Source organism: Chryseobacterium sp. PTM-20240506 (assembly GCF_048296755.1).
GTDB lineage: Bacteria > Bacteroidota > Bacteroidia > Flavobacteriales > Weeksellaceae > Chryseobacterium > Chryseobacterium proteolyticum.
In genome coordinates this window covers 3,015,437-3,040,150 of the sequence record NZ_CP182581.1, presented here as the reverse complement: position 1 = coordinate 3,040,150, position 24,714 = coordinate 3,015,437, and the positions used below count along the sequence as shown (strand labels likewise).

The 24,714-nt window shown below is 35.8% G+C and carries 24 protein-coding genes; 11 read left to right on the top strand and 13 right to left on the bottom strand.

Annotated elements, in window-relative coordinates:
* Positions 1-103: 103 nt before the first annotated feature.
* Positions 104-325, bottom strand: a complete 222-nt coding sequence (locus ACNFU2_RS13435; protein WP_027382805.1) for a DUF2795 domain-containing protein — start codon at positions 323-325, stop codon at positions 104-106.
* A gap of 143 nt (positions 326-468) precedes the next feature.
* Entirely contained in the window at positions 469-1,491 is a 1,023-nt protein-coding gene (locus ACNFU2_RS13430; RefSeq protein WP_273650180.1) for a GDP-mannose 4,6-dehydratase, read from the bottom strand.
* Between the two features lie 89 nt (positions 1,492-1,580).
* Here ACNFU2_RS13430 and ACNFU2_RS13425 point away from each other — a divergent pair, with 89 nt between their 5' ends.
* Complete coding sequence (locus tag ACNFU2_RS13425; protein ID WP_273650179.1) at positions 1,581-2,378, top strand: DUF2797 domain-containing protein; 798 nt, start codon at positions 1,581-1,583, stop codon at positions 2,376-2,378.
* 36 nt (positions 2,379-2,414) lie between these two features.
* Positions 2,415-5,075 carry a hypothetical protein gene (locus tag ACNFU2_RS13420; RefSeq protein WP_273650178.1) on the top strand — a complete coding sequence of 887 codons (2,661 nt, stop codon included), beginning with the start codon at positions 2,415-2,417 and terminating at the stop codon, positions 5,073-5,075.
* 22 nt (positions 5,076-5,097) lie between these two features.
* On the opposite strand, the gene ACNFU2_RS13415 is transcribed toward ACNFU2_RS13420, so the two are convergent.
* Complete coding sequence (locus tag ACNFU2_RS13415) at positions 5,098-5,448, bottom strand: hypothetical protein (protein ID WP_273650177.1); 351 nt, start codon at positions 5,446-5,448, stop codon at positions 5,098-5,100.
* Positions 5,449-5,621: 173 nt separating this feature from the next.
* Between ACNFU2_RS13415 and ACNFU2_RS13410 the strand changes: the two genes are divergently transcribed.
* Positions 5,622-5,816, top strand: coding sequence for a hypothetical protein (locus ACNFU2_RS13410; RefSeq protein WP_172281465.1), 195 nt, complete (start codon positions 5,622-5,624; stop codon positions 5,814-5,816).
* A gap of 120 nt (positions 5,817-5,936) precedes the next feature.
* Positions 5,937-6,983, top strand: a complete 1,047-nt coding sequence (locus tag ACNFU2_RS13405; RefSeq protein ID WP_273650176.1) for a PA0069 family radical SAM protein — start codon at positions 5,937-5,939, stop codon at positions 6,981-6,983.
* A 53-nt stretch (positions 6,984-7,036) separates the two neighbouring features.
* Here the strand turns inward: ACNFU2_RS13405 and ACNFU2_RS13400 are convergent, their stop codons facing one another.
* A complete protein-coding gene (locus ACNFU2_RS13400) occupies positions 7,037-7,192 on the bottom strand; it encodes a hypothetical protein (RefSeq protein WP_172281461.1) in 156 nt (51 codons plus the stop codon).
* Between the two features lie 75 nt (positions 7,193-7,267).
* Complete coding sequence (locus ACNFU2_RS13395) at positions 7,268-8,218, bottom strand: isopenicillin N synthase family dioxygenase (protein ID WP_273650175.1); 951 nt, start codon at positions 8,216-8,218, stop codon at positions 7,268-7,270.
* Between the two features lie 86 nt (positions 8,219-8,304).
* Between ACNFU2_RS13395 and menD the strand changes: the two genes are divergently transcribed.
* Positions 8,305-9,981: a 2-succinyl-5-enolpyruvyl-6-hydroxy-3-cyclohexene-1-carboxylic-acid synthase gene (menD, locus tag ACNFU2_RS13390; RefSeq protein WP_273651068.1), complete on the top strand. Its 1,677-nt coding sequence runs from the start codon at positions 8,305-8,307 to the stop codon at positions 9,979-9,981.
* On the opposite strand, the gene ACNFU2_RS13385 is transcribed toward menD, so the two are convergent.
* A complete protein-coding gene (locus ACNFU2_RS13385) occupies positions 9,978-10,604 on the bottom strand; it encodes an aminotransferase class IV (RefSeq protein ID WP_273650174.1) in 627 nt (208 codons plus the stop codon). The genes menD and ACNFU2_RS13385 overlap by 4 nt on opposite strands.
* A complete protein-coding gene (locus ACNFU2_RS13380) occupies positions 10,588-11,565 on the bottom strand; it encodes an aminodeoxychorismate synthase component I (RefSeq protein ID WP_273650173.1) in 978 nt (325 codons plus the stop codon). Before ACNFU2_RS13380 ends, ACNFU2_RS13385 begins: the two co-directional genes overlap by 17 nt.
* 48 nt (positions 11,566-11,613) lie before the next feature.
* Here ACNFU2_RS13380 and ACNFU2_RS13375 point away from each other — a divergent pair, with 48 nt between their 5' ends.
* The 5 genes from ACNFU2_RS13375 to ACNFU2_RS13355 all read left to right on the top strand — a co-directional run bounded on the left by ACNFU2_RS13375 (position 11,614) and on the right by ACNFU2_RS13355 (position 14,985).
* Positions 11,614-12,336, top strand: a complete 723-nt coding sequence (locus tag ACNFU2_RS13375) for a hypothetical protein (RefSeq protein ID WP_273650172.1) — start codon at positions 11,614-11,616, stop codon at positions 12,334-12,336.
* Between the two features lie 71 nt (positions 12,337-12,407).
* Complete coding sequence (locus ACNFU2_RS13370) at positions 12,408-13,142, top strand: beta-carotene 15,15'-monooxygenase (protein ID WP_172281452.1); 735 nt, start codon at positions 12,408-12,410, stop codon at positions 13,140-13,142.
* A gap of 3 nt (positions 13,143-13,145) precedes the next feature.
* Positions 13,146-14,231, top strand: a complete 1,086-nt coding sequence (locus ACNFU2_RS13365) for an AI-2E family transporter (RefSeq protein ID WP_172281451.1) — start codon at positions 13,146-13,148, stop codon at positions 14,229-14,231.
* A gap of 19 nt (positions 14,232-14,250) precedes the next feature.
* Complete coding sequence (locus ACNFU2_RS13360; RefSeq protein WP_172282414.1) at positions 14,251-14,496, top strand: DUF3820 family protein; 246 nt, start codon at positions 14,251-14,253, stop codon at positions 14,494-14,496.
* Between the two features lie 9 nt (positions 14,497-14,505).
* Positions 14,506-14,985: a cupin domain-containing protein gene (locus ACNFU2_RS13355; protein ID WP_273650171.1), complete on the top strand. Its 480-nt coding sequence runs from the start codon at positions 14,506-14,508 to the stop codon at positions 14,983-14,985.
* A gap of 30 nt (positions 14,986-15,015) precedes the next feature.
* On the opposite strand, the gene ACNFU2_RS13350 is transcribed toward ACNFU2_RS13355, so the two are convergent.
* The 4 genes from ACNFU2_RS13350 to ACNFU2_RS13335 are packed head-to-tail and all read right to left on the bottom strand — an operon-like array spanning position 15,016 to position 19,262.
* The gene (locus tag ACNFU2_RS13350; protein ID WP_273650170.1) at positions 15,016-15,396 is read right to left on the bottom strand and encodes a hypothetical protein; all 381 of its coding nucleotides are present in this window, start codon (positions 15,394-15,396) and stop codon (positions 15,016-15,018) included.
* Between the two features lie 5 nt (positions 15,397-15,401).
* Positions 15,402-17,393: an excinuclease ABC subunit UvrB gene (gene uvrB / locus ACNFU2_RS13345; RefSeq protein ID WP_172281446.1), complete on the bottom strand. Its 1,992-nt coding sequence runs from the start codon at positions 17,391-17,393 to the stop codon at positions 15,402-15,404.
* A gap of 52 nt (positions 17,394-17,445) precedes the next feature.
* Positions 17,446-18,888, bottom strand: coding sequence for a M56 family metallopeptidase (locus ACNFU2_RS13340; protein WP_306613079.1), 1,443 nt, complete (start codon positions 18,886-18,888; stop codon positions 17,446-17,448).
* A 2-nt stretch (positions 18,889-18,890) separates the two neighbouring features.
* The gene (locus ACNFU2_RS13335; RefSeq protein ID WP_172281443.1) at positions 18,891-19,262 is read right to left on the bottom strand and encodes a BlaI/MecI/CopY family transcriptional regulator; all 372 of its coding nucleotides are present in this window, start codon (positions 19,260-19,262) and stop codon (positions 18,891-18,893) included.
* Between the two features lie 107 nt (positions 19,263-19,369).
* On the opposite strand from ACNFU2_RS13335, the gene ACNFU2_RS13330 reads away from it, so the two are divergent.
* A complete protein-coding gene (locus ACNFU2_RS13330; protein WP_273650168.1) occupies positions 19,370-20,587 on the top strand; it encodes a PQQ-dependent sugar dehydrogenase in 1,218 nt (405 codons plus the stop codon).
* Positions 20,588-20,622: 35 nt separating this feature from the next.
* On the opposite strand, the gene ACNFU2_RS13325 is transcribed toward ACNFU2_RS13330, so the two are convergent.
* Together ACNFU2_RS13325 and ACNFU2_RS13320 are read right to left on the bottom strand one after the other, a co-directional pair.
* Positions 20,623-23,058, bottom strand: coding sequence for a TonB-dependent receptor plug domain-containing protein (locus tag ACNFU2_RS13325; RefSeq protein WP_418122002.1), 2,436 nt, complete (start codon positions 23,056-23,058; stop codon positions 20,623-20,625).
* Positions 23,059-23,333: 275 nt separating this feature from the next.
* A complete protein-coding gene (locus tag ACNFU2_RS13320) occupies positions 23,334-24,710 on the bottom strand; it encodes a tryptophanase (protein ID WP_273650164.1) in 1,377 nt (458 codons plus the stop codon).
* Positions 24,711-24,714: the final 4 nt, after the last annotated feature.

The following is a 24,714-nucleotide window of genomic DNA, read 5'->3' as shown; positions in this document are numbered from 1 at the left end:
GGCTCAAAACTTAAGCCTTGAGCATTTTAATTATTACACCTTAGCGGGTGCTTATGATATATCTAAAAAAGCTTTAAACACAGAGCTTAAAGCCTTTTACAGTTTAATATTCGTCTTCATTCCAAAGGTAATCCTCATCAGTAGGATAATCACTCCAGATCTCATCAATGGCGTCATAAATTTCTCCTTCATCTTCAATAGCCTGAAGGTTTTCCACTACTTCCATTGGGGCACCAGTTCTGATTGCATAATCAATAAGCTCTGCTTTTGTCATTGGCCAAGGTGCGTCACTTAAATACGAAGCTAATTCTAATGTCCAGTACATAATTTTTCTATTTTTTTTGCAAAAGTATAAAAATAGGTTATATAATAAACTTTTTTATACCTGATTTTCAATTCTTTTTATTAACTTTTGTTCACTACAGGCGTTATTCCCTTAATATAAGGATGCCTGCAACTTACTTGTTGTCATTTTCTCAAAAACCATTCCATAAATTTTTTTATGCCATTTTGGAAGTCTGTGGCTGGTTTGTAGCCAATTAATGTCCGGGCTTTTGTGATATCTGCATTGGTTTTTATGACATCTCCCGGTTGCATCGGCAGCATTTTCTTTGACGCCGTTTTACCAAGTGCTTTTTCTATGGCGGAAAGCATATCCGATAAACAGATGACTTCACTTTCTCCCAGGTTGATGATCTCGTATATTTTGGTGTTTTTTTCCAGATAATCGATCGATTTAATAATACCATCGATAATATCATCGATATATGTATAGTCTCTCGCTGTATTTCCATCTCCATAATAGGGAATTTCCTGGTTTTCAGAAATTAATCGGGTGAACTTATGTATCGCCAAATCGGGTCTTTGTCTGGGACCATACACCGTAAAAAACCGAAGTTGTATCATATCGATATCATAAAGATGATGGTAAACATGTCCGAGGATCTCACAGCACTTTTTGGTAGCAGCATAAGGGGAAATAGGATTGTCTACGTTATCTGTTTCGGAAAAAGGAATCTTAGTGTTGTTTCCGTAAACACTTGAAGAAGAGGCGCAAATGAACTTTTTAATGTTGAACTCATTACACAGCTCCCAAAGATTCATTGTTCCTTTTACATTCACTTCTTCATATTCAAGAGGTTTTTCGATAGAAGGACGCACGCCGGCAAGTGCAGCCAGGTGAATAACCATATCAATCTCATGATTGCGGAATATTTCTTCAAGTTTATTTTTATGCCTGATATCCTGGAAATATAACGTGTAATTATCTGACTGAGTGGTGATAATTAAATTTTTAATATCACTTTCCTTATCTGAAAAATCAAAATCCAAAGTTTTACCTACAGATTCTAATGTATTTTTAATTTTTATCTGATAATTATAAAAATTATCAAAGTTGTCTACGTTTATGACAGAATGTCCATTTTTCAACAGGGATTCTATCAAATGAGAACCGATAAATCCACTTCCTCCAGTTATAAGATACCTCATTCGTGTTTTTTTATTAGCACAAAAATATAAAATTTACTACTTGAAAATATAATCATTAAATTTACTTAAAAAAGTAATATAAAGTTAATATGCAGTTTCAAGGGCAAATTTTAAAAATGACGAGCTATGATGATCAGCCGATTCAGTACTATCTTAATCTTTCCGGGGACCTCATTCACATGAATGAATTGTTCGGAAAAGAGCTGACCATAAGACATACAGGGTTTCAGTGTGTAAACTGTGGAGAAAATAAACCCATATACAGAATGGGTTTCTGTAAAAGCTGCTTTTTTGAAAGCCCATATGCAAGTGACACTATTATCCGTCCCGAACTTTCAACCGCTCATTTGGGAGTAGCAGAGCGTGACCTGGAAATAGAAAAAGAAATCCAGCTGCAACCGCATACCGTATATTTAGCCTATACAGGAGATGTGAAAGTAGGAGTGACACGAAATACCCAGATCCCAACAAGATGGATCGATCAGGGCGCAACTTTTGCTTTACCTATTGCCAGGACAGAAAACCGCTATGAAGCGGGAATGATAGAAGTTGCATTAAAAAATCATTTACCGGATAAAACCAACTGGAAGAAAATGCTTCAGGATGATTTTGAAGGAGAGCTGGATCTGGCGGATTTTCAGCAGAAAATAAAACAGTATTTTCCTGATGACTTTCAGAAATTTTACAGTGAAGGAGAAGAACTTTGGAAATTTGATTACCCTTTTGACAAGCCGGAAAAAGTCAGCTCATTTACGCTGGATAAAAAGCCTGAATTTACGGGAAAGTTAACCGGGATAAAAGGACAGTACTTAGGATTCCAGGGAGGAGATTTTATAAATGTAAGAGGACATGAAGGGTATGTAATAGAGTTGAGTGTAAAAAATTAATGTTATATTTAGATATAATTACCTGAAATCGCAAATATGAAAAAATGGGTTAAAAAGCTATTGATTAGCCTGGGAGTATTAGCTGTCATTTTTTTGCTGGCTAACCTCGGATTAAATATCTGGCTTAAAACCCAGCTTCCTAAATATATCAAGAACAATACAGATTATAAGGTTTCCTACAAGAAGCTCGATGTGGATTTGGGAAGTGGAAATATCCTGGCCCAAGGAATAACAGTTAATAGTAAAAACCCACAAAATACGGATGTGATAGGTCTGCAAGGGACAATAGATACCTTGAAGATCAGTAGATTCGGGATTTATGATGCCTTATTTAATAAGAAGATCAGTTCAAAGGATCTTTCGTTGGTGAAACCCAATCTGAATATTACGCTTGCTAAGCCCATAGATAAAAAGACAGGAAAGAAGCGTAACCCGGTGTTGTTTGAGAATATACGGATCAACAACGGGAACATTAACGTATTCAGACACACAAAACAAAAGTTTGTAGGAGTTAAGGAGTTTAATTTATTTGTCGAAAACCTTCAGATGACTGAGGAGTCTGTAGAAGACAAATTACCCGTGGTGTTTGATCGGTATGATATCAAAGGAAAAGATTTTTTCTTTCGCCCGGATAATATTTATGCCATAAAAATCAACAAAATAACAACCACAAACGGGCAAATGCGGGTAGAAGATTTTAAGCTGTTGCCGTTATTGACTATCAATCAGTTCAAAAGATTTTATCCCCAGAAAAATAAATTATTCCAGTTCAACATTCAGAGAATGGAATTTAAGGATGTTGTTTTAAAGAAAAATAATATTTCTCTTGCTAATGCAAGCCTCCTTGATCCGATATTGCTAGTATATGATACCGGAGCTCCGGCCCCAAAAAAAGGTAAACCTTTCAGTTTTGAAGTGAACCTCGAAGATGTTGTATTGAGAAACGGTGAAGTACGGATTATTAAACCGGATGGTAATAAACTTTTGTCTGCTCAAAGTTTGAACCTTAATATCAATAAGTTTGTATTTAATAAAGAGTCTGCTGAGAATATTATTCCTGTAGGGTATAAAAATTTTAACTTTTCCGGCAGAAATATTTATTATGCGGGCAAGCAGAATATTAAGGTTAGCAGCATTGCACTAAACCCAAAGAGTGGAGAGATAAGAGATATTACTGCATTACCAACAGATTCAAAAACATCAATGGATCTTAAGGCGAACCATGTTGCTTTTAATATCAACAAATGGGAATTTATCGATAAAAAACTTAATCTCGATATTAAAGATATCCTGGTGAATGGAGTGCATGGTACAATAAAAACCCGTGAAGTCGCTCAAAAGCAGAAATCTGAAATAAAGGGAATTCAGTTTCCTGTCATCGTAAGAAAGGTAATTGTAAAAAACTCAAATATCATTTATGAGAAAGGAAATCAGCCGTTAAGTTTTAATGATCTGAATGCTACAATAAATGGAATAGAACTTAAGCCTAAAGCAAATAATGAAGGCATTGGATTAACGGTAAAAGATTATGGGCTTACAACAAAGAACTTTGCTTACAGGACGAAGTTTTATAACATGAGTGTTGCTTCTTTGAATGTCAGTAAAAACAAAGTTCAGATCAGTAATTTTGTCATGAAGCCTCTTGTATCAAGAGCGCAATTTATTAAAATGATTCCTGTTGAAAGAGATTTGTATGATCTGAAAGCGGGTCAGATTACCGCGGAAGGGAATTGGGATTTATTTTCCGGCAATAAATTTATTAATGCTTCCCATGTTGTCATTCAATCTGCTGATGCCAATATTTTCAGGAGCAAGATTCCTGCAGACGATCCAAAAGAAAAACCTTTGTATTCAAGGATGCTTCGGTCTATAAAAATACCAATGTATATTAATAATCTGGACTTAAAGAATTCTGTTTTGGTGTATGAAGAAGATACGCCTGAAAGTTCAGGACCTGGAAAACTGACATTCAGTAACTTTAATATGAATGTCAAAAACCTTAATTCAGCAAAGTTGAAAGGAAAACCTACCCAGGTGCATATTAAAATAGACTGCTCATTCATGAACCTTGCTCCTTTGGGAGTTAACTGGAATTTTGATGTCGCCAATCAGCATGATGATTTTACAATTTCAGGAAAGGCTGTTAATCTTCCTGCGCAGGGAATCAATCCTTTTATCCGGCCATATCTTCATATAACAGCTACAGGAACCATACAGGAGATGCTTTTCAATTTTAAAGGAAATCCTGCAGGACTTGGCGGAACTTTTAACCTGAAGCATAAAGATCTGAAAATTGCCATCTTAAATAAAGAGAATAAGGAAAAGAAAGGGTTTTTAACTGCGGTAGCGAATTTGTTTATCAAATCAAATTCTGGGCAGTTTCCGGAATCTGTAACAGTGGAAAAAGTAGAACGGGATCCTACCAAATCCTTTTTTAATTTATTCTGGAAAGGGATTCAGGAAGGGCTGAAGAAAACGCTGATAGGAGTTAATACGGATAAAGCTAAAAAAGCAGTTAAAAAGACAGTTGCGGCAGTGAATGATGTTAAAACAAGTATTAAGGATATAAAACAAACCGTATCAAGTGATCATAAGGAAGAACTAAAAAAAGAAGATTCTCCTCAGGCTGAAGAAGAAAAGAAAAAAGGATTTCTGAAAAATGTTTTTAAGAAAAAGGAAAAGCCCGAAAAAGAATAATTCCGGGCTTGATCAATTTATTTTAGAAGTTGAATTCGTCACTTTCCTGAACCGGAATGTCTCTTAAGAATTCATCAAATTTTTCTCCGGGATAATTGCTGTCGGCACCATAAGAATCTATGATCATTCCGATATTTCCTGCTGTATCTTTAACTACATATAAAACTGCATTGTCATCAGGAGCACTATCTCCTTCAAAACGGTAAGTTTTTAAGATGGTGAGATCAGACGGCTGGTATTTTTTTTCTGAATTTTCAAACTTCATCTCGCTCGATTCGTTCATTCTGAATTCCCTTTGTATACCTCTTTCTGACAAGGTCTTCATTACCTGGCTTAATGTGGTCATTCTGTCGATGTTTTCTGAATTATCCATAATTATACTTTTAAACGTTAGTACAATAATTAAACCATTAATTCAATCATTTTGTAGCCTGGATAAAATATTCTTCGTCTGAAATGATTTTTTAATGTTAACAAAATTTATAATTGAATAAAATGGAAAAGGTACATTTTTTGTTGTAGTGAAAGTATTAAATCGAATAGAATATGAAAAAGGAAATTGGAGTTTTATTGGCAGGAGGTGTAGGACTTTTGGCAGTATTAAGTTTCTTAGGAATAAAAAAGATTTTAAATAAAAAAGATAAAAAATACAGTGATTATTATTCAGATTATCACAGACACTTTGATGGAAAGGATCATGAAGATGAATATCATGGTGTCGAATTTTATGCAATGAAGTAGTAAAACAATATATCTAATTATGTTAAAACCGGCGCCTGTAAAGGGGTCGGTTTTTTTGTGGAAAACTTTAGTGTTAAAACTCATTACTTTTTGATCAAAGCCATCTAATTTTACATCAGGATGCAGAACGAAAATATCATAAAAGGTCAGGGAGCTCAGCGAAATGTAATCAATCGTTTCGACAGGTATACCTTTGAGCCTGAGGATGAAGATTTCGAAACAATAAAAACATCTTTCACTGAAGTTTTTCCCAAGACAATTGTTAATCAGGTGAAAAGTGAAGATCTTCCAATGGAATATTCAATGAATCCTTATCAGGGATGTGAGCATGGATGTGCGTATTGCTTTGCGCGGCCCACTCATGAATATTGGGGATATAGCGCAGGAATTGATTTTGAACGGAAGATCATGGTAAAGAAAAATGCTCCACAATTGCTGGAAAAATTTTTCCAAAAAAGAGGATATCAGGCAGCTCCGATTTTACTTTCGGGCAATACTGACTGTTATCAACCTGCTGAAAGACAATTTGAGATTACAAGACAGCTTCTGAAAGTTTGTCTCGATTACAGACATCCTGTCAATGTTTTAACAAAAAATGCATTGGTGTTACGTGATCTCGATCTCTTGCAACCTATGGCAGAACAAAACCTGGTTTCTGTCTCTCTGAGTATTCCAACCATTAATGAAGAATTGCGGCGAAAGATGGAACCGAGGACCAGTTCCGCGAATAATAAATTAAAGGCAATAGAAGTTCTGTCGCAGCATAAGATCCCTGTTAATGTGATGGTGGCCCCAATTATTCCGGGACTCAATAGTGACGAACCATTACATATTTTAAAAACAATTTCTGAAGCAGGGGCGCAAAGCTTTGGTTATACCCTGGTAAGGCTGAATGATACGGTAGAGCCTGTTTTTGTGAGATGGATAGAAGCCAGTTTTCCTGACAGGGCACAAAAGGTCCTTAATCTTATACGTTCCATGAGGGGCGGAAAATTGGGAGATAAAAGGTATTTTGAAAGGCAAAAAGGAGAGGGGAATATCGCTGAGATGATCCATAATACTTTTAAAATTGGCAGGAAAAAGTATTTTGATGGAAAAGAATTTCCTAAACTATCTACAAAAAACTTCACCGGAACAAAAGAGCAGCAACTGAGGCTATTTGAATAGAAAAACAAAACCGCTCCGTAAATGGAGCGGTTTTTTATGACTTTTAATTTCAATTACATTGAATCAACAGGACACTTGAAATCATCACTGCAGGTTGCACAGATAACAACTCCGTTACAGTAATACATGCAGAATTCTTCTACAGGTTTGATCCCGGCTCCTGAAATTGCTTTTAATTGGCTGTTGTTTAGTTTTTTTAAGTTTTTCATATTGTTTTAATTAAAAATTTGACACTAAAGTAAATATATAATTAAAATTTGAAATGAAAAAATTAAAAATATAGATTATTTTTTAATTAATCCGAGCTCGATCAGTCTTTCATGTAAGAATTCTCCGGCAGTCGTATCTTCGTACAATTTCGGATTGTTTTCATCTATACAATTTTCAAGACAATTCAAAGACATCCCACTTACCGGATGCATAAAAAAAGGAATTGAGTATCTTGAAGTTCCCCACAATTCTCTTGGTGGATTTACCACTCTGTGAATAGTAGATTTTAATTTGTTGTTTGTATGCCTTGAAAGCATATCTCCTACATTGATCATCAGTTCATCCGGTTCCGCAATGGCATCAATCCAATCGCCATCGTGGTTTTGTACCTGAAGTCCCTTCCCCTGAGAACCCATCAGAAGGGTGATCAGGTTGATGTCACCATGAGCAGCAGCTCTTACAGCATCATCCGGTTCCTGGGTAATTGGTGGATAGTGGATAGGTCGTAAAATAGAGTTTCCTTCTGCTATTTTATCATCAAAATAAAATTCATCCAGACCAAGATATAATGCCAAAGCTCTCAGAACATATTTTCCTGTTTTTTCAAGCATCTGGTATGTTTCTTTACCTACTTTGTTGAATTCCGGAAGTTCTTCAACGATAACATTGTCCGGATACTCCGTTTTGTATTTGGAATCATCAGACACATATTGCCCGAAATGCCAAAATTCTTTTAAGTCTCCTTTTTTGAAACCTTTCGCGGTTTCTTTACCAAATCCTACATAACCTCTTTGTCCTCCGATACCAGGAATTTCATACTTCTGTTTTGTTTCCGTAGGAAGATCAAAAAAGTTTTTTACCTCTCCATAAAGATTGCCTACCAACTGGTCATCAAGGAAGTGCCCTTTTAGAGCAACAAAACCAATTTCTTCGTAAGCTTTTCCGATTTCATTTACAAATTTCTGTTTGCGTTCCGGGTTGTCCGAAAGGAAATCACGCAGGTCTACACTAGGTATTTTATCCATTTTTAGAAATTTAACGTGGCGCTAAATTACGTCTTTTTTAAATTAAATGATTTTACAATTAAGTATTTATGAACTACATTTGTGATATGAAAAAATATTCTTCTAAGAGAAGCATTCAGATATTGGCAAATCTTCTCCAGCAGTACGGGATTTCAGATGTTGTTATTTCTCCCGGATCGAGAAATGCACCCCTTGCAATTCATTTTTCAGAGATTGATCATTTTAACTGTTTTAGCATTGTAGATGAAAGAAGTGCTGCCTTTGTTGCACTTGGGATGGCTAAAAGCGAAAAAAAGCCGGTGGCCATTACCTGTACCAGTGGTTCTGCAACAGTTAATTATTATCCTGCTGTAACGGAAGCGTTTTATCAGAATGTCCCCCTGTTGGTGTTAACTGCTGACAGACCAGTGGATTTCGTAGATATTTTTGATGGACAGACGATCCGTCAGAATAATATTTTTCATCAGCATTCCTATGGAGACTTCCAGCTTTTAGAGGATAAAGAAGAAAATGCAGAGGATATCAATTTTGAAATGATTAAAAAGGCGATTGAGCTTTGTTTTGAAAAACAAGGTCCTGTGCACATCAATATTCCTCTTGAAGAACCTTTATATGAATTGGTTTCTGAACTTCCTACTTTTCCAACCGTGGAAAAAACGATTAAAAAGAAAGAATATGAAATTCCTTCGAATCTTGTAGCGGATTGGAATACTTCACAACGTATCATGATCCTGGTGGGGACAAAGGATTATATTCCTGAGCTTGAAAATCAGCTGTCACAATTGGTTAAAAACCACACAGCGGTTGTTTTGAGTGAGGCGAATTCAAATGTATACCATGAAAAATTCTTTAGATTTATAGACCGTTATATCTTTAATTTTACTGAAGAAGATTATAAAAAATATGCACCGGATTTATTGATCACGGTAGGGCAGAACGTAGTTTCCAAAAAAGTGAAACAATTTTTAAGAAAAGCCCGCCCAAAGCAGCATTGGCATCTTGATGAAGTCTGGCAGCCGGATACTTATTTTTCTTTAACAGAGAAAATAGAGGTAAAACCGGAAGTATTCTTTTCTAAGTTATTGAAGTTTATTAATCTTGAGCCAAGGCCATATTATAACCTTTGGGATGTTCTTAGAGATAAGAAAGATGCTAAACACGAGAAGTTCTTAAACCTTGTTGAGTTTTCGGATTTTTATTTCTTTAACAAGGCTTCACAAACCGTACCGGAGAACTATAATATCCACTTCAGCAATAGTTCAGGTATCAGATATGCTCAATTATTTGATTTTGGCAGGAGAAAAATGTATTGTAACAGAGGAACAAGCGGAATTGATGGTTCTACTTCAACTGCAATGGGGTTTGCCATTAAAAACTCCAATCCTACTTTATTAATTACAGGAGATTTGAGTTTCTTCTACGATATTAATGGCTTGTGGAATCAATATATCCCGCCTTTTGTAAGGATTATCATCTTTAATAACGGAGAAGGAAATATTTTTAAAATTATTCCGGGACCTGGCAATGCCAATCCTAATACGCTCGATGAGTTTATAGCAACAAAACACCATAAAAATGCTGAACATCTTGCGAAGCATTTTGGGTTTTCTTACACCAAAGTGGAAGATGACAGAACGTTAGACCGGGTTTTAGACAATTTTTTCAAACCCGATACTTTGCCTAAGATTCTGGAAATCAATACCCATGGAACCAACAGTGCAGATGTCCTTAAGGGGTATTTTGAATTTATGAAAGAAAGCTAAAGATCCAGATACTCTTCGTTGCCGGGTAAATTGTTAATCCTGGCAATCGGATAGATAAACATATCATCGAAGTCATTCAAAGCATTGATCAATTGGAAATGGGAAAACTCTTTAATGTTTTGTAAGGTGATTTCCGTTTCCTTTATTTTCTTTTTCTTTAACAGGTTCTGTCTTTGGACACCGTTCAAAAGGTAAGTGGAAGGAGTAAACCATTCTTTACCCTTCATAAATAAAATATTGGAGAACGAAGTGTCGGTGATATGGTTGTTTTTGACAATGATAATTTCCTCGGCTTTAGATTTCATCTTCATTTTTTCAAGTTCCTTACGGTCTTCAAATTTAAATGAATAGTCAAAAGTATTATTTTCTACCAATTGAAAGTCTAATATTTCCGGAATGGCATAAGGAATCATTTGTGTTCTGACTTTCTTGTCCAGATCATAAGCAATTCTTAATTTGAAAAGGCCGTCTTCATCATGGTTGAGGCTTTTGAACAATTTGGAAAGATCTATTGATCCTTCTTTCCCAAAGTGTGCAAAGGTTTCATTCACCCTTTTTTGGTGAAGATCTAACAAAAAAACTTCCTGATCTTCAACTTTAATACTTTCAATAAATTGGAACATAAATTTTGTTTTTCATTTCCTGATATTCATCTTCTAATTTGCTCATATGCGTTATTCCGCCACCACTTTTAAAATATAAAGTGTCGTTTTCCTTTTCAATAAAACGGATCATTACACAACTGTCTACATTTTTACCATCAAACCAGCCGCATACGCCCGTATAATATCCTCTTCCATAGCCTTCGGCATCTAGAATGATTTCCAGTGTCTTTGGTTTTGGAGCACCTAAGATAGAACCTGCAGGAAGCAGAGTTTTCATGATACTTCCAATTTTGCCTTCAAATTCAGGTTTTATATTTCCTACAATTTCAGAACTCATGGCATATAGGTTCTTTTGTTGCGTTTTAATCAGGTCAATATTCTGAAAATGAGTTACTTCTACTTCGTCTGACACCATGCTTAGATCATTTCTTAGCAAATCTACAACCGTATAATGTTCGGCTTTTTCTTTTTTATCATTCTTAAGGATTTCTTTTGCATTTTCAAGAGAGGCATCGATGGTTCCTTTCATTGGATATGTGAAAATTTTACCGTCAATGATCTTTACAAAAGTTTCCGGAGAAAAAAATACGAAAAAATCTTTATAAAAAACTTTATATTTCGCATCGGAGTGAAGAAATATTTCTTCTAGGGATAAATTTGTTTCAATTTGAGTTTTTCTTGTATAATTAATTAGATAAGAGTTTCCTAGACGAATATTTTTCTGAACTTTATCAAATCCTGCTTTAAAGCTCTCTAATGTTTCCGGATAGGACTTCCATTCAATTTTTTTGTCAAGGGTCTTGCTCTTTTTTAGCGTTGAAAATGATTGAAAATCAATCTGTAAACCCGATTTATCAAGTTCGTTTTCTAAGTAGATTTCCACATTTTCACACAAGAAGTCGATGATGAAGAAATAAGGAGTCTTCCGGATAGAAAGCTCATCCATTTCTATAAATTTTTGATGATTCATTGAAAACATTCGACAAAAGTACTTATTGATGTTTACTTTTGCACAAAATATTTTTACATGCAGAACAAATATCCGCAGAAACCGGGAATTGATTTTATACTGAAGCAGGCATTTTTCTATTGGAATAAAACTCTGATTTTTCAACTGATGTTTTCCATTATTTACTTTGCTATATTTTTTACGGGAATGTTTTTCTTCGCTTCCCGGTTTGGAATATGGGAGCAGAGCCAGGAGTTGTCTGAAGCACTTCGTTTGGGTACCAAAGTCTATATGGAAAAAGCGGCCGCGATGAGTGCAACCGAGAACTATCAGAAATTCAGTTATGGAATACTGGGGATCATTGTTTTTCTTTATCCTCTGAACCTTGGATTTTTCCAGATTTTCAGAAAAATGGACCTTAATGAAAAAATAGTGTTGGGGGATCTGTTTGCGGGATATAACGGACTAAATTTCTTTAAATATATCAGTTACTTTTTATTCTGGTTTTTCATTTATCTTTTAACTGCACAAACTATTATCCTTGGTGTTGCGTGGGTATTTGTAACCATTTTTGTTGCTCCGCTTATGTTTTTTGCTGATAAAAGAATTTTTGAAGCAATTACATTGAACTTTAAAGCTTTGAAAATGTACTTTGTAGAAATTGCAGTATGTATTATCGTAGCATTTATTTTTAAATATGCCGGATTTGCTCTGTTTCTGGTGGGAGGACTTTTTACATTTCCTTTTTGGAATGCAATTATATATTCACTATACAAGACTGTTTTTTCAGAAAAAAATTAAATTTTAGCATTGCTTAATGCTTTTTTTATCAAAAAAAATTAAATTTGGTAAAACATTAAAAAAATTAAGCCATGTCTGGATTCGACGAATTTGATCAGCAAGGTTCTGTTCCCAACAGGGATACCGGATCAATTATTTCTCATGCCTTTGAAATGTATAAAGGGGTATTTCTTTATGCTATAGTTGCTATGATAGTATATCTTATCGGGGGATTTATTATTCAGTCTGTAACAGGCTTCAATTCTGCTTCCATGGTGGAAGAGATGAAAAATGCAGGGGATGATATTTCCGCTTTTAGTTATTGGAATGCACCCGGATTTCCCTTATATCTTACTTTATCAGGATTGCTGGGAATTCTTCTGGCTCCGTTATATGTGGGATTGATCTATATTGTAAATAAATACAACACAAAAAATGCAATAGAATTCTCGGATCTATTTATCGGATATCGCCAGAATTTCGTGAATATATTGATATACAGTCTTATATCGGGCGTTATATCCAGTATAGCGATTTCTATATGCTTTTTCCCGTTCTTCTTTGTTTATCCTTTACTGTTGCTAGGGTATCCTATTTTATTATTTGAAAATGCTTCAGCTACAGAAGCTCTGGGGAAATCATTCAATATCGCAAAAGAAAACTACGGAACTTTCCTTGGCACTACTATTGTAGGGTTTTTAATATCATTTGCAGGTATTGTACTTTGCTTTATAGGAGTTATTATTACCGCTCCGTTCATCATGGTGGTAATGTACTCAGCCTATTGTGCTTTTCTGGGGAAACCAAGGCAAATAATGTTCAAATAATATATGAATAAAGAAAAACAAATAAGCGGGGTTGCAATAAAACAGGTTTTCCTGTTGGCTATAATTTTGGTATTGACAGGGCTGATTTGTTTTAATCTTGCACTATTTATTCCTTCCGTATTAGGAGCCATTACAATTTATGTCGTTTGCAGAAAATATAATTTTTACCTCCAGGAAGTAAAAAAATGGAAACCCTGGCTGGCTTCATTTGTACTGATGCTGGCAAGCCTCATTATTCTGATTTTACCCATTTATTTTATTGCGGATCTTTTAATAGATAAGCTCGGGAATGCACAGGCTTATATGGCGAAATTCAATGTGTTTCTTGAGAAAATACATACTTACATTGATAAGAAATTTGGATTTGATATCCTGAGCAAGGAGAATATGGATAAAGTAAAAGGCTCTGTTGGAAAGGTTTCTACCATTGCCTTAAGCGGAACATTTAATACGCTTACGGTAATTATGTCCATGTATTTTATTCTTTATTTCCTTCTGGAAAAGCCCAGATTATTTGAAAAGATACTTACTTCATCGGCTCCTTTAAAAAGAGCTAATGTCTCTTTGATAGGAGAGAAAATGAGAAAACTCATCATAGCTAATGCAATAGGAATTCCTGTTGTAGCTATAGGCCAGGGGGTGGTTGCATTGATTGGTTATTTCGTATTCGGAGCACCAAGCCCTGTTCTTCTTTTTGCATTAACTGCTGCGGGATCTATGATTCCTGTTGTAGGGGCTGCAATTGTGTATATTCCTGTTTGTATTTATATGATAGCCGTGGGGGATACAGGACCGGGCCTTGGATTGGCAGCGTACTGTCTTGTTGTGGTAGGCCTAACAGATAATTTACTTCGTTTTACTTTATTGAAAAAACTGGAAGATATCCATCCGCTGAATACCGTATTCGGAATTATTATGGGGATGAATCTTTTTGGCTTTATGGGTCTTATTTTTGGGCCTATCCTGATTTCTCTTACCCTTCTACTTATTCAGGTATACAGGAATGAATTTTCAGATAACGAAACACATCCCGACCTGCAATTACCGGATAAAGATGATGATGTGGACAATGTGGACTTAATACTATAATATTATAATTGTGGAAGGAATAAATTCGGAAATACTAAAGGAAATTTGTATTGTAAAAATGCCTTTTGGAAAATATGAAGGGACAATACTTGCAGATTTACCGGTAAGTTACCTGGAGTGGTTTAACAGGCAGGGGATGCCCAAAGGAAAATTGGGAATGCAGCTCTCAACCATTTATGAAATAAAACTGAATGGGCTGATGGATTTGCTCACTCCGATCAGGCAGTTGTACGGATCGCCTAAAAATAAGACCTATAAATTTTAAACTATACGTATGGATTCTAAAAAACTGGTGGAAACATTAAAGTTGGAGCCACATCCGGAAGGAGGATATTATAAAGAAACATATAGGAGTGAACAAACATTAACCTTAAAAGAGGGGAGTGTAAGAAACGTAAGTACAGCTATTTATTACATGCTGGAAAATGAAAATAAATCTTCATTTCACCGGATCAAGTCTGATGAACTTTGGTTTTTCCACCAGGGTGAACCTTTGGAAATTGTTTTTATTAAGGACGGAAATTTACAGACCATTATCCTGGGGAATTCAATTGAAAACGGCGAGGTACCACAAGCAAAAATTGATGCAGATACATGGTTTGCGGCAAAAATATCAAGCGGAAAAGGTTACTCATTAGTAAGCTGCACTGTTGCTCCGGGATTTGATTTTTTAGATTTTGAACTAGCAGAAAGAAGTGTATTATTTCAACAATATCCTGATTTAAAAGAAGTTATTGAAGAGTTTACACATTAATGATCGTGTAGGCAAATTCTCATTAACTATTTAGTTGGTTTGATAAATTACAGGAATTAGAAAGAGAACACAACCAATAAAAAAAGCAAAAGTTAATAAATGAATCCTGTAATCATTTATTCTTAAGAAAAGAAACTGATTGACTATTCTTAGAGCCCAAAATCCTGAATTCACGAATAAAAAATATTTACCAAAGTTTGTTTCTAAGATATCTTTATTAAAATAAAGACATATTAACCCTGTGGCAAAGAAAACAAAAATCATCTGGATATTTAAGATTTGCATTATTCCTTTGTTAATCTGAGAAAGTTTTGACAAATCCTTTTTCCAATTAAAAAACGTCCAGAAAAATAAATGAAACCCACCAAGTAATAAAGAATAAATTCCACAAATAATGATGATTGTTTCCATTGTTGTTAGTTTTTCAAACCTGCAATCTCATCACGAAGTTTTGCCGCTTTTATGAAATCAAGATTTTTTGCTGCAGCTTCCATTTCCTTCTGCTTTTGCTCAATTATTTTCTCAATATCTCCGCTTGCATAATTTGCTTTGGTTTCAGCAACTTTCTGTAAAATTTCCTTGTGGGTATATTTTTCATCCGGGAAGTCCTTGCTTCGTCCTACTAGATTTTCAGAGATTTTTTTATTTAAAGCAGTCGGAACCAGGCCATTTTCTTCGTTGTGCTTCATCTGCTTTGATCGGCGATATTCCGTTTCATCTAAAGTAGCCTGCATAGATTTCGTGATTTTATCGGCATACATAATTGCTTTACCATTGACATTCCTTGCGGCTCTTCCGACCGTCTGGATCATTGATCTTCTGCTTCTTAGCATTCCTTCTTTATCTGCATCCAATATGGCTACGAGTGAAACTTCAGGTAAATCCAGTCCTTCCCTTAAAAGGTTAACACCAATTAAAACATCGAAAACTCCCAATCGAAGGTCCTGCATAATCTGGATACGCTCCAATGTTTCAACGTCTGAGTGGATATATCGTGTTCTGATTCCAAATTTTGTAAAATACTTGGTCAGCTCTTCAGCCATTTTTTTGGTTAATGTAGTCACCAGTACTCTTTCGTCTGCTGCAGCGCGCTTATGAATTTCTTCCATCAGGTCATCGATCTGGTTAAGCGAAGGTCTAACTTCTATTACAGGATCTAAAAGCCCGGTAGGACGGATAATTTGTTCAATATAAGCTCCTCCCGTTTTTTCAAGTTCGTAATCTGCAGGCGTAGCAGACACATAGATCACCTGATTCTGCATGCTTTCAAATTCTTCGAATTTCAAGGGCCTGTTATCCATTGCTGCCGGCAGTCTGAAGCCATATTCTACCAGGGCTTCTTTTCTGCTTCTGTCTCCGCCATACATCGCGTGAACCTGAGGAACAGTAACGTGACTTTCATCAATGACCATCAGAAAATCCTTTGGAAAATAATCAATCAGGCAGAAAGGCCGGGAGCCGGGTAATCTACCATCCAGGTATCTTGAATAGTTTTCTATTCCTGAGCAGTAGCCAAGTTCCTTGATCATTTCAAGATCAAGTTCTGTTCTTTCCTGTAGCCTTTTTGCCTCCAGAGGTTTTTCAATTGAGTTGAAGAAGTCTACCTGTTTGACCATATCATCCTGAATGTTTCTTATCGCTCCGTTTAAGGTCTCCTTTGAAGTTACAAATAGGTTGGCCGGATAAATCTGAATTTGTTCAAAATTGGAAGTTACATTTCCGGTAACAGGATCAAAACTTTGGATTTTTTCAATCTCGTCTCCAAAAAACTGGATTCTTATCGCATCATCGGCATAAGCAGGAAAAACATCTATTACATCTCCTTTTACCCTAAAGGTCCCTCTTTGGAATTCGTTCAGGGTTCTTGCGTAAAGAGCACTTACCAAAGAATGAAGAAGAGCTGTTCGGGTCACTTTCTCGCCGATTCCGATAGAGATCAGTGATTTATGAAATTCAGTTGGATTCCCGATACCGTAAATGCACGAAACTGAAGCTACAATGAGAACGTCTCTTCTTCCGGATAATAAGCTTGCCGTTGCGGAAAGACGTAGTTTTTCTACTTCCTCATTAATGCTGAGGTCCTTTTCTATATAAGTTCCGGTAGTGGCAATATAAGCTTCGGGCTGATAATAGTCGTAATAACTCACAAAATATTCTACCGCATTTTCAGGAAAAAACTCTTTAAATTCCATGAATAACTGAGCTGCTAAAGTTTTATTATGAGCTAAAACTAAAGTTGGCCGCTGAACATTATTCACGACATTAGCAATGGTAAATGTTTTTCCGGATCCTGTAACCCCTAATAAGGTTTGATATTTCTCGCCGATTTCAATGCCTTCGGTAAGCTTTTCAATGGCCTGAGGCTGATCGCCGGTAGGTTTATATTCTGAATGAAGATTAAAATTCATACATCAAATTTATAAAAAAAAAGAGTCCTTTTCAGGACTCTCATAATTATTATCATTTTTTCTTATTTTCAAATATCATAGCTAATGGCAGCTTAAAAACCGTTGGTGCGGGTTTACCATCTGCCAGTGCGGGTTTCCAGTTGATATTTTCTGTAGAGGCTTTAATGGCTCTTACGCTCTCGTCATTAAAAAGTTTGTTTTTTCCATCTGCCACTACTTTTTCTACTGTCCCTTCGGCATTTATTGAAATGAATACATTAGATTGGAGCCGGCCTTCATCTCCTTTAAATACACTACCGTTAAAATTTTTTGCCACCTTGTTTCGGAATTCATTAATTCCCTGAGGGAATTCTGCCTGGATAAAAGAAGTGCTCGCCGGAGGCGGAGGTGGTGGGATGTTCTGATCTCCACTCATGTTTGCTTTCTTAGATCCATTTTTTTCTACACGAGGAGGAGATGGAGGAGGAGGTGCGCTATTTTTATTGATTTTTGCCTTTTTTACATTCGCCTTTTTTGTGGGGCGAATGGTGTCCGTAATACTTTGGTGATCTTTCCTACTCTGCTTAGAAGATATTTCTTGTAAAGTACTGAAGGATTCTACTGCATATTCTTCCATGGGTGTACCGTTACCTGAAACGTAATTGCTGGCATAGGTCTTTTGGACAAATAAGGCAAAGGCTGTTATGAGTATAGGGATGGTAATGGCTTTTTTTAAGCCTGCGAATTTGGTTTTTTTAGTGTTCATCATAATAAATCGTTTTTTGGTGTTGTTGAAATTAAATGAGTGTGTGAAATCAAATTTTTGAGAATCAATTATTTCATCGAGTATCAGATTTTGATAATCTTTGATATTGAAATTGTTTTTCAATACGCGGTCATCAGCTAAGAATTCATGATTGGTGATCATTGCTCTTCTGTAGAAAAAGAGGGCAGGATTAAACCATGTTATTACCTTTAAAAACTCGATCAGGAATAGATCCCAGCTATGCTTTTGATCCAGATGGCTTTTTTCATGTAAGAATATCCTTGGATCAATTTGGTCGTTAATAAGATAATTTTTCCCCAGGTAAATAGTTTTTCCAAAGGTGAATGGGGAGAGGTTATTCTCAGAGATGATTATTTTATACCCTTCCTGATATCTTACTTTTCCTTTTATATTCCGGATTTTTAAAATTGAGAGCAATGCCTTTACTAAAAGCATTAAAGTAATAGCTCCATATATAATCCAAAGAATATTGGTCCATTCAAAAGCTTCTTCCTTAGCCGGAAGGCTTAATATCTGTTGAGTGGTTTCTTCAAAAATTAGTTGTGGACTTTCTGTTGTAACGGGACCTTTTGCTGTGATTGAGATAAAAGGAACCGTATAGGCAAATGCGAGGGAAAAAAGCAGAAAGAACCTGTTAAAGTGGTGCGTTTTTTCTTTTTCCAATAACAAATGGTACACTCCAATAAAAAGTGAAGAACACAAAACAATTTTAAAAAAAATGTAAAGCATCTTTATTCTTTTATTTTCTGATCAATTATTTCGCGCAGTTCAATCAATTGCTTCTGGGTTAGTTTTGTGTTGGATGTAAAAAATGAAGCAAACTGGGTCACGGAGCTGTTGAAAAAGCGGTCAATCATGGAAGTCATTTCTTCCCTGAAATATTCTCCTTTAGCTACTTTTGGGTAGTATTCACGGGAATTTCCATATAATGTGTATCCTATCAGATCTTTATTCTGCATTCTTTTAAGCAATGTAGCTACTGTAGTGGATGCAGGTTTGGGTTCCGGGTAAAGATCCAGAATATCTTTCATGAATACTTTCTGTTTATCCCAGATGATCTCCATGAGAACTTTTTCCGAATCTGTTAATTTTATTTCTTTCATATTCTACAATTTGAAATGTTGTTCTACAAATGTAGAATAAAATTTTAAATCAACAAATTTTATGGCACTATTTTTCCATTGTTTTTTTAACCAATAATCACAACGCTATGAAATTCAATAAGTTTTATGTACCAATCATTAGTCTTTTTTTAGTTTTATCTTCATGCAAGAAAAATAACGTCAATGCTCAAAAGGTCAGCAGTGATGGAAGTGTGGAAACAGAAAAGCCTAATTCAGACTATAAACCTGCCTTTGCAGGACAAACCAGAATTAAGGCTGTAAAGACATCTACACCCTACAATGTTGAGGTTTTAAATAAAGATCTGGGCAGACCTTGGGGAATTATTAATTTACCAGACGGGAGATTTTTGATCACTGAAAAATCCGGGTTTATGAATGTTGTTTCTAAAGATGGGAAGCAGATTTCTAAGATATCAGGATTTCCTAAAGTCGATGCAAAAGGACAGGGAGGAATGCTGGATGTTGCACTGGATCCAGATTTTAAAAATAACAGTATTATTTACTTTAGTTTTTCTGAACCCTTTGGGAAGGGTAATCTGACCTCTGTAGCAAAAGGTAAACTTTCAGGAGATTTAAAAATGATATCAGATGTAAAAGTCATTTTCCGTGCTGAACCATCATATGACGGAGATAAACATTACGGAAGCCGATTGGCCTTTGATAAAGATGGGAATTTGTTTGTAAGTACCGGAGAAAGATCAGATAAAGAAACCAGGGTGTATGCCCAGAAAACGGATAATTATTTAGGTAAAATCCTTAAAATAACAAAAGAAGGAAAACCCGCTCCGGGAAATCCATTCATCGGAAAGGCCGGATTTAAACATGAGATTTATGCCTATGGTATAAGAAATCCGCAAGGTTTGGCAATAGATCCCAACGGGTCCTTATGGGATGTGGAAATGGGTCCAAGGGGAGGTGATGAAATTAACTTAATTCAAGCGGGTAAAAATTATGGATGGGGTGACGTAACCTATGGTATTGAATACTCCGGAGCGAAAGTGGGAGAGGGAATTACCCAGAGAGAGGGTACGGAGCAACCTGTTTATTACTGGGATCCGGTAATCTCTCCAAGTGGTGTTACTTTTTATACAGGAAATATAGATGAGTGGAAAGGTAATTTGTTTATTGGCTGCTTAAGTGGTGAACACATCAACCGGATTGTGATGAAAGATAATAAAGTGGTTGGAGAAGAACGTTTGCTTGCTGATCAGAAAGAAAGATTCAGGGATGTGTTGGATGGAATAGACGGAAACATCTATGCTGTTACCGACAGTGGGAAATTATATAAAATTTCTAAGAAATAAAAAAAAGGCTCCGATAAATCCGGAGCCTTTTTTATTTAAAATCTGAAATTAAATCTTGCAAAAGCCTGTCTTCCGGAAAAGCCCATCTGAACAGGATCGAAAATACCACCGGATTCTGTATTTCCTGCAGAAACAGCCTCTCTTTGTAAAGTGGGATATCTGTTGAATAAATTCTTACTTCCAATAGTTAAACTAATATTTTTTGAAAAATCATACCCGAAAGATAGATCAGTGGTTACTTTAGCGTTGTAGGTCTGATAATCATCAGGGCCATTGTAGCCAATTAATGTGAGTTTATCAAATCTAACCAACTGTATATTAGCATTGAACTTGTTAATTTTATAGTTAACATTTAAATTAATTTTAGTCTTCGGAGCTGAGGCGAGGATAAAAGCACGTTCACGCGCACTTAAATATATATCTTCTTTTCCTTTTAATTTTTCTGAAACGTTTACAGATGTGATCTCCATTTCGTTGTAGTTTCCTGCTAAAGTTGTGGTTAATCTTCCGTTTCCAAGTGTTTCATTGTAGCTTAATATAACATCTACACCCTTTGTTCTTGTGTCTATGGCATTGGAAAAAAATTGTGCCTGATCAATATAAGGATAATCTGCCTGAACATCAGGTGGAAGGTCTGTTCTGGCAAAGTTACCTGTCAATACAATTCGGTTTTTTACATTAATGTAGTACCCATCAACAGTTGCAGTAAACTTTCCCGTGTTGAATGTAAACCCTACACTCCCGTTAAGAGATGTTTCTTGTTTTAATTGAGATATCCCGGATTTTACAGCTAAATCACTGTCATTTGATGCTAATTGGATCGTTACAAGATTACCTCCCTGAAAATTCGTGAATTGAAGCGCATAATATTTTTGAGCTAACGAAGGAGCTCTGAACCCTGTTGAAACTGAACCTCGAAGTGCAAATTGAGGAGTTATCGCATATCTTGTTGCAAATTTCCCATTAATGGTACTTCCAAAATCACTGTAGTTTTCAAATCTACCTGCTGCACTAACCATCCATTTTTTGGTAATATCAAGCTCGGTATCGATATAGGCTGCAAAATTATTTCTACTTTTATTAACTTCCTGAGAATATCCGGGAAAGCCCTGGGAGCCTCCAGGTCTGATGTTGCCTGTTAAAGGATTTATTACTAAAAGACTAGGATCTGTATTTGAAGTTACAATGTTCCCGTTGACATCATACATTGCATAAGATGCTTCTTGCCCCCTTATAACATTAAATTTTTCGTACCTAAACTCAGATCCGAAAGCGATATTTAGTCCTTCTAACACTCCAAATTGTTTCGTTGCATTAAATCCTGTTGTATTTTGAAGTAACGAGTGCCCTCCTGCGTTAAAACTTGTAGGAGATTTTATACCTAATGTAGCATTAATTGTATTGTCTATCTGGTACGTAAATCTGTTATTGCCAAAGGCATTATAAACATCGGCATCCCAACCTGCAACTTTAAACTTTAAACCATTATCAAATGTAAAATCTGTGATGCTTGTATCCTGAATAGGGTTAAATCCATTTGGATAAACCTGCGGTATGTTTCCATCTGCATCTGCTTTTCTGGTCCATGCATTAGCATCTGTATTTCTATGGGAAAACCCGGGATGAGAATAAAATTTTATATTATCTGATAATGGAACTTCAATATTTCCAAAGAAATATACATTTTGTGATTTTGCATCTCCAAAACGTTGTCTTGGGGCATCATAAACCGTAGGATTAGCATTTCTGATTGCATATTCTTTATTGATGAATTCTGCGGTAAAATTTCCAAAACCTCCTTTTGTTCCTATTTTTGTTCCGAGATTCCCGTTAAAATCAAAAGTAAGCCCGTCAATTTTATGATCTGATACAACATCTTTATCTCCGGGACTTTTAAAAAGGTTCATCCCGTAAAATGCATTTCCTTCAAAGCCTTTATCTCGGTCATTTAAGATGACGTTGATAACGCCTGCAATAGCATCGGAACCGTATTGAGCGGAAGCTCCATCGCGAAGGACTTCAATCCTTTTAATAGCTCCGATCGGAATGGTGTTCATGTCATATCCGGTGTTTCCTCTTCCCTTAGTTCCGAAAAGATTGATCAGTGAAGACTGATGGTATCTTTTGCCGTTTAATAAAAGTAAAGTCTGGTCTGGTCCCAATCCTCTGAGAGTGGCTGGATCGACAGCATCTGCACCATCTGACCCCGATTGTTTATTGGAATTAAATGAAGGTGCCGAAAACTGCAGGAGCTGGTTCACTTCAACTTGTCCTGTAGATTGACTTACCTGTTTGATGTCAATAACATCGATGGGAACAGGAGTGTCTATTACTGTTCTTTTTTTGTTTCGGCTCCCCGTAATAGCTACTTCTTCAATTTTTGCTTCTTTAGAAATGGTGTCATTGATTTGCTGCGAATATAAAGCCGCAGTGCTGCCCAGAAATAAAGCGCTTAGATATTTAATTTTCATATATATTGAGTTTCTGAGATTGGTAATTCAATCAAAAGTATTGATTTTTGTTTTTAAATCATCAGAAAAAATCACTATTATTTGAAAAGTGTTATGAAAAATGGATGCGATGCATAATTATATGAAAATTTTCAATCAAATAGTAAAAATTAGTTAAAATCGTAAAATACATAAATGATATGTTGTGTATTTTTCCTTATTACGATTTTTTTTAACAATTTATTCTCGTATATGTATATAAAATGAAAAAACCGGAATTACTCCGGTTTTAATTTTTATGCTTTTTCTAATTGAACAGTAAAATGTCTTAAAAGATCTGGCTCCCATGTTATCTTATATCCTTTTGCGATTTCATCACGGCGTTCATAAACGTTTTTGATCGCTGCAGCAATATAATCCATATGATTATTCGTATAGGTTCTCCTAGGAATTGCTAATCGAACCAGCTCCAATTTCGGATAACGGTTTTGTCTTGTCTCTGGATCTCTGTCTGCTAGCAAGGTGCCGATTTCAACCGTTCTGATGCCAGCTTCTTTGTAGATTTCAAGACCTAAAGTCTGTGCCGGATATTCTTCCCTTGATACTTTTGGAAGGAAATTTAAAGAATCAATAAAAACGGCATGTCCTCCGATAGGCTTTTGCACAGGAATTCCGTATTCAATCAGCTTATTTCCAAGATATTCAACCTGGGAGATCCTGCTTTCCAGATAAGCAAATTCCGTAGCTTCATCCAGTCCAACGGCTAATGCTGCCATATCTCTTCCGGCCATACCTCCGTAGGTTATGAAGCCTTCATAGATAATTGTAAAATTGGAAGCCTTTCTGAAAACCTCCTCGTTATTCAATGCGATGAAACCACCGATGTTTACCAATCCATCTTTTTTGGAGCTCATGGTCATTCCATCACCATATGAGAAGATCTCTTTGCAGATTTCTTTAATGCTTCTGTTTTCCTGGCTTTTTTCTCTTTTTTTAATGAAATAAGCGTTTTCAGCAAATCTTGCAGAGTCGAAAAAAACAGGAATTCCGTATTGATTGGAAAGTTCTCTTACTGCTTTCATATTTTCCAGAGAAACTGGCTGACCTCCTGAAGAATTACAGGTGATGGTAATTAAACAAAAAGGGATTTTTTCTTTTGGATAGCTTTTGTAAATCTCTTCCAGCTTTTCAAGATTAATATTTCCCTTAAACGGATGTAGATCATTAATATCAAATGCTTCATCAATTGTGCAGTCTACTGCATGTGCTTTGCGAAACTCAATATGTCCTTTTGTAGTATCGAAATGGGAATTTCCGGGAACTATATCTCCTTCTTTTACCAGAACAGAAAACAGCACGTTTTCAGCTGCTCTTCCCTGGTGAGTGGGCAAAAGATATTGAAATCCGGTTATATTTTTTACAGTATTGTGAAGTTGGTCGAAAGAACGGGAACCGGCATAGCTTTCGTCACCGGTCATTAATGCTCCCCACTGTCTGTCCGACATGGCTCCGGTTCCGGAATCTGTTAGTAAATCGATAAAAACCTGTGATGATTTTAAGTTGAATAAGTTGTAATTGGCTTCTTTAAGCCACTGCTCTCTTTCTTCTCTTGTTGATTGACGGATTTCTTCAATCATTTTAATGCGGAAAGGTTCCGCGTACGGTAAATTCATGAGT

Coding starts and splice junctions, on each gene's coding strand:
- ACNFU2_RS13340 (WP_306613079.1), bottom strand. CDS start 18,888: ATGCTTTACATTTTTTTTAAAATTGTTTTGTGTTCTTCACTTTTTATT.
- ACNFU2_RS13350 (WP_273650170.1), bottom strand. CDS start 15,396: ATGGAAACAATCATCATTATTTGTGGAATTTATTCTTTATTACTTGGT.
- ACNFU2_RS13380 (WP_273650173.1), bottom strand. CDS start 11,565: ATGTTTTCAATGAATCATCAAAAATTTATAGAAATGGATGAGCTTTCT.
- ACNFU2_RS13415 (WP_273650177.1), bottom strand. CDS start 5,448: ATGGATAATTCAGAAAACATCGACAGAATGACCACATTAAGCCAGGTA.
- ACNFU2_RS13370 (WP_172281452.1), top strand. CDS start 12,408: ATGTCTGGATTCGACGAATTTGATCAGCAAGGTTCTGTTCCCAACAGG.
- ACNFU2_RS13410 (WP_172281465.1), top strand. CDS start 5,622: ATGAAAAAGGAAATTGGAGTTTTATTGGCAGGAGGTGTAGGACTTTTG.
- ACNFU2_RS13425 (WP_273650179.1), top strand. CDS start 1,581: ATGCAGTTTCAAGGGCAAATTTTAAAAATGACGAGCTATGATGATCAG.
- ACNFU2_RS13420 (WP_273650178.1), top strand. CDS start 2,415: ATGAAAAAATGGGTTAAAAAGCTATTGATTAGCCTGGGAGTATTAGCT.
- ACNFU2_RS13335 (WP_172281443.1), bottom strand. CDS start 19,262: ATGAAAGAAATAAAATTAACAGATTCGGAAAAAGTTCTCATGGAGATC.
- ACNFU2_RS13400 (WP_172281461.1), bottom strand. CDS start 7,192: ATGAAAAACTTAAAAAAACTAAACAACAGCCAATTAAAAGCAATTTCA.
- ACNFU2_RS13395 (WP_273650175.1), bottom strand. CDS start 8,218: ATGGATAAAATACCTAGTGTAGACCTGCGTGATTTCCTTTCGGACAAC.
- menD (WP_273651068.1), top strand. CDS start 8,305: ATGAAAAAATATTCTTCTAAGAGAAGCATTCAGATATTGGCAAATCTT.
- uvrB (WP_172281446.1), bottom strand. CDS start 17,393: ATGAATTTTAATCTTCATTCAGAATATAAACCTACCGGCGATCAGCCT.
- ACNFU2_RS13355 (WP_273650171.1), top strand. CDS start 14,506: ATGGATTCTAAAAAACTGGTGGAAACATTAAAGTTGGAGCCACATCCG.
- ACNFU2_RS13365 (WP_172281451.1), top strand. CDS start 13,146: ATGAATAAAGAAAAACAAATAAGCGGGGTTGCAATAAAACAGGTTTTC.
- ACNFU2_RS13325 (WP_418122002.1), bottom strand. CDS start 23,058: ATGAAAATTAAATATCTAAGCGCTTTATTTCTGGGCAGCACTGCGGCT.
- ACNFU2_RS13375 (WP_273650172.1), top strand. CDS start 11,614: ATGCAGAACAAATATCCGCAGAAACCGGGAATTGATTTTATACTGAAG.
- ACNFU2_RS13320 (WP_273650164.1), bottom strand. CDS start 24,710: ATGAATTTACCGTACGCGGAACCTTTCCGCATTAAAATGATTGAAGAA.
- ACNFU2_RS13385 (WP_273650174.1), bottom strand. CDS start 10,604: ATGTTCCAATTTATTGAAAGTATTAAAGTTGAAGATCAGGAAGTTTTT.
- ACNFU2_RS13435 (WP_027382805.1), bottom strand. CDS start 325: ATGTACTGGACATTAGAATTAGCTTCGTATTTAAGTGACGCACCTTGG.
- ACNFU2_RS13405 (WP_273650176.1), top strand. CDS start 5,937: ATGCAGAACGAAAATATCATAAAAGGTCAGGGAGCTCAGCGAAATGTA.
- ACNFU2_RS13330 (WP_273650168.1), top strand. CDS start 19,370: ATGAAATTCAATAAGTTTTATGTACCAATCATTAGTCTTTTTTTAGTT.
- ACNFU2_RS13430 (WP_273650180.1), bottom strand. CDS start 1,491: ATGAGGTATCTTATAACTGGAGGAAGTGGATTTATCGGTTCTCATTTG.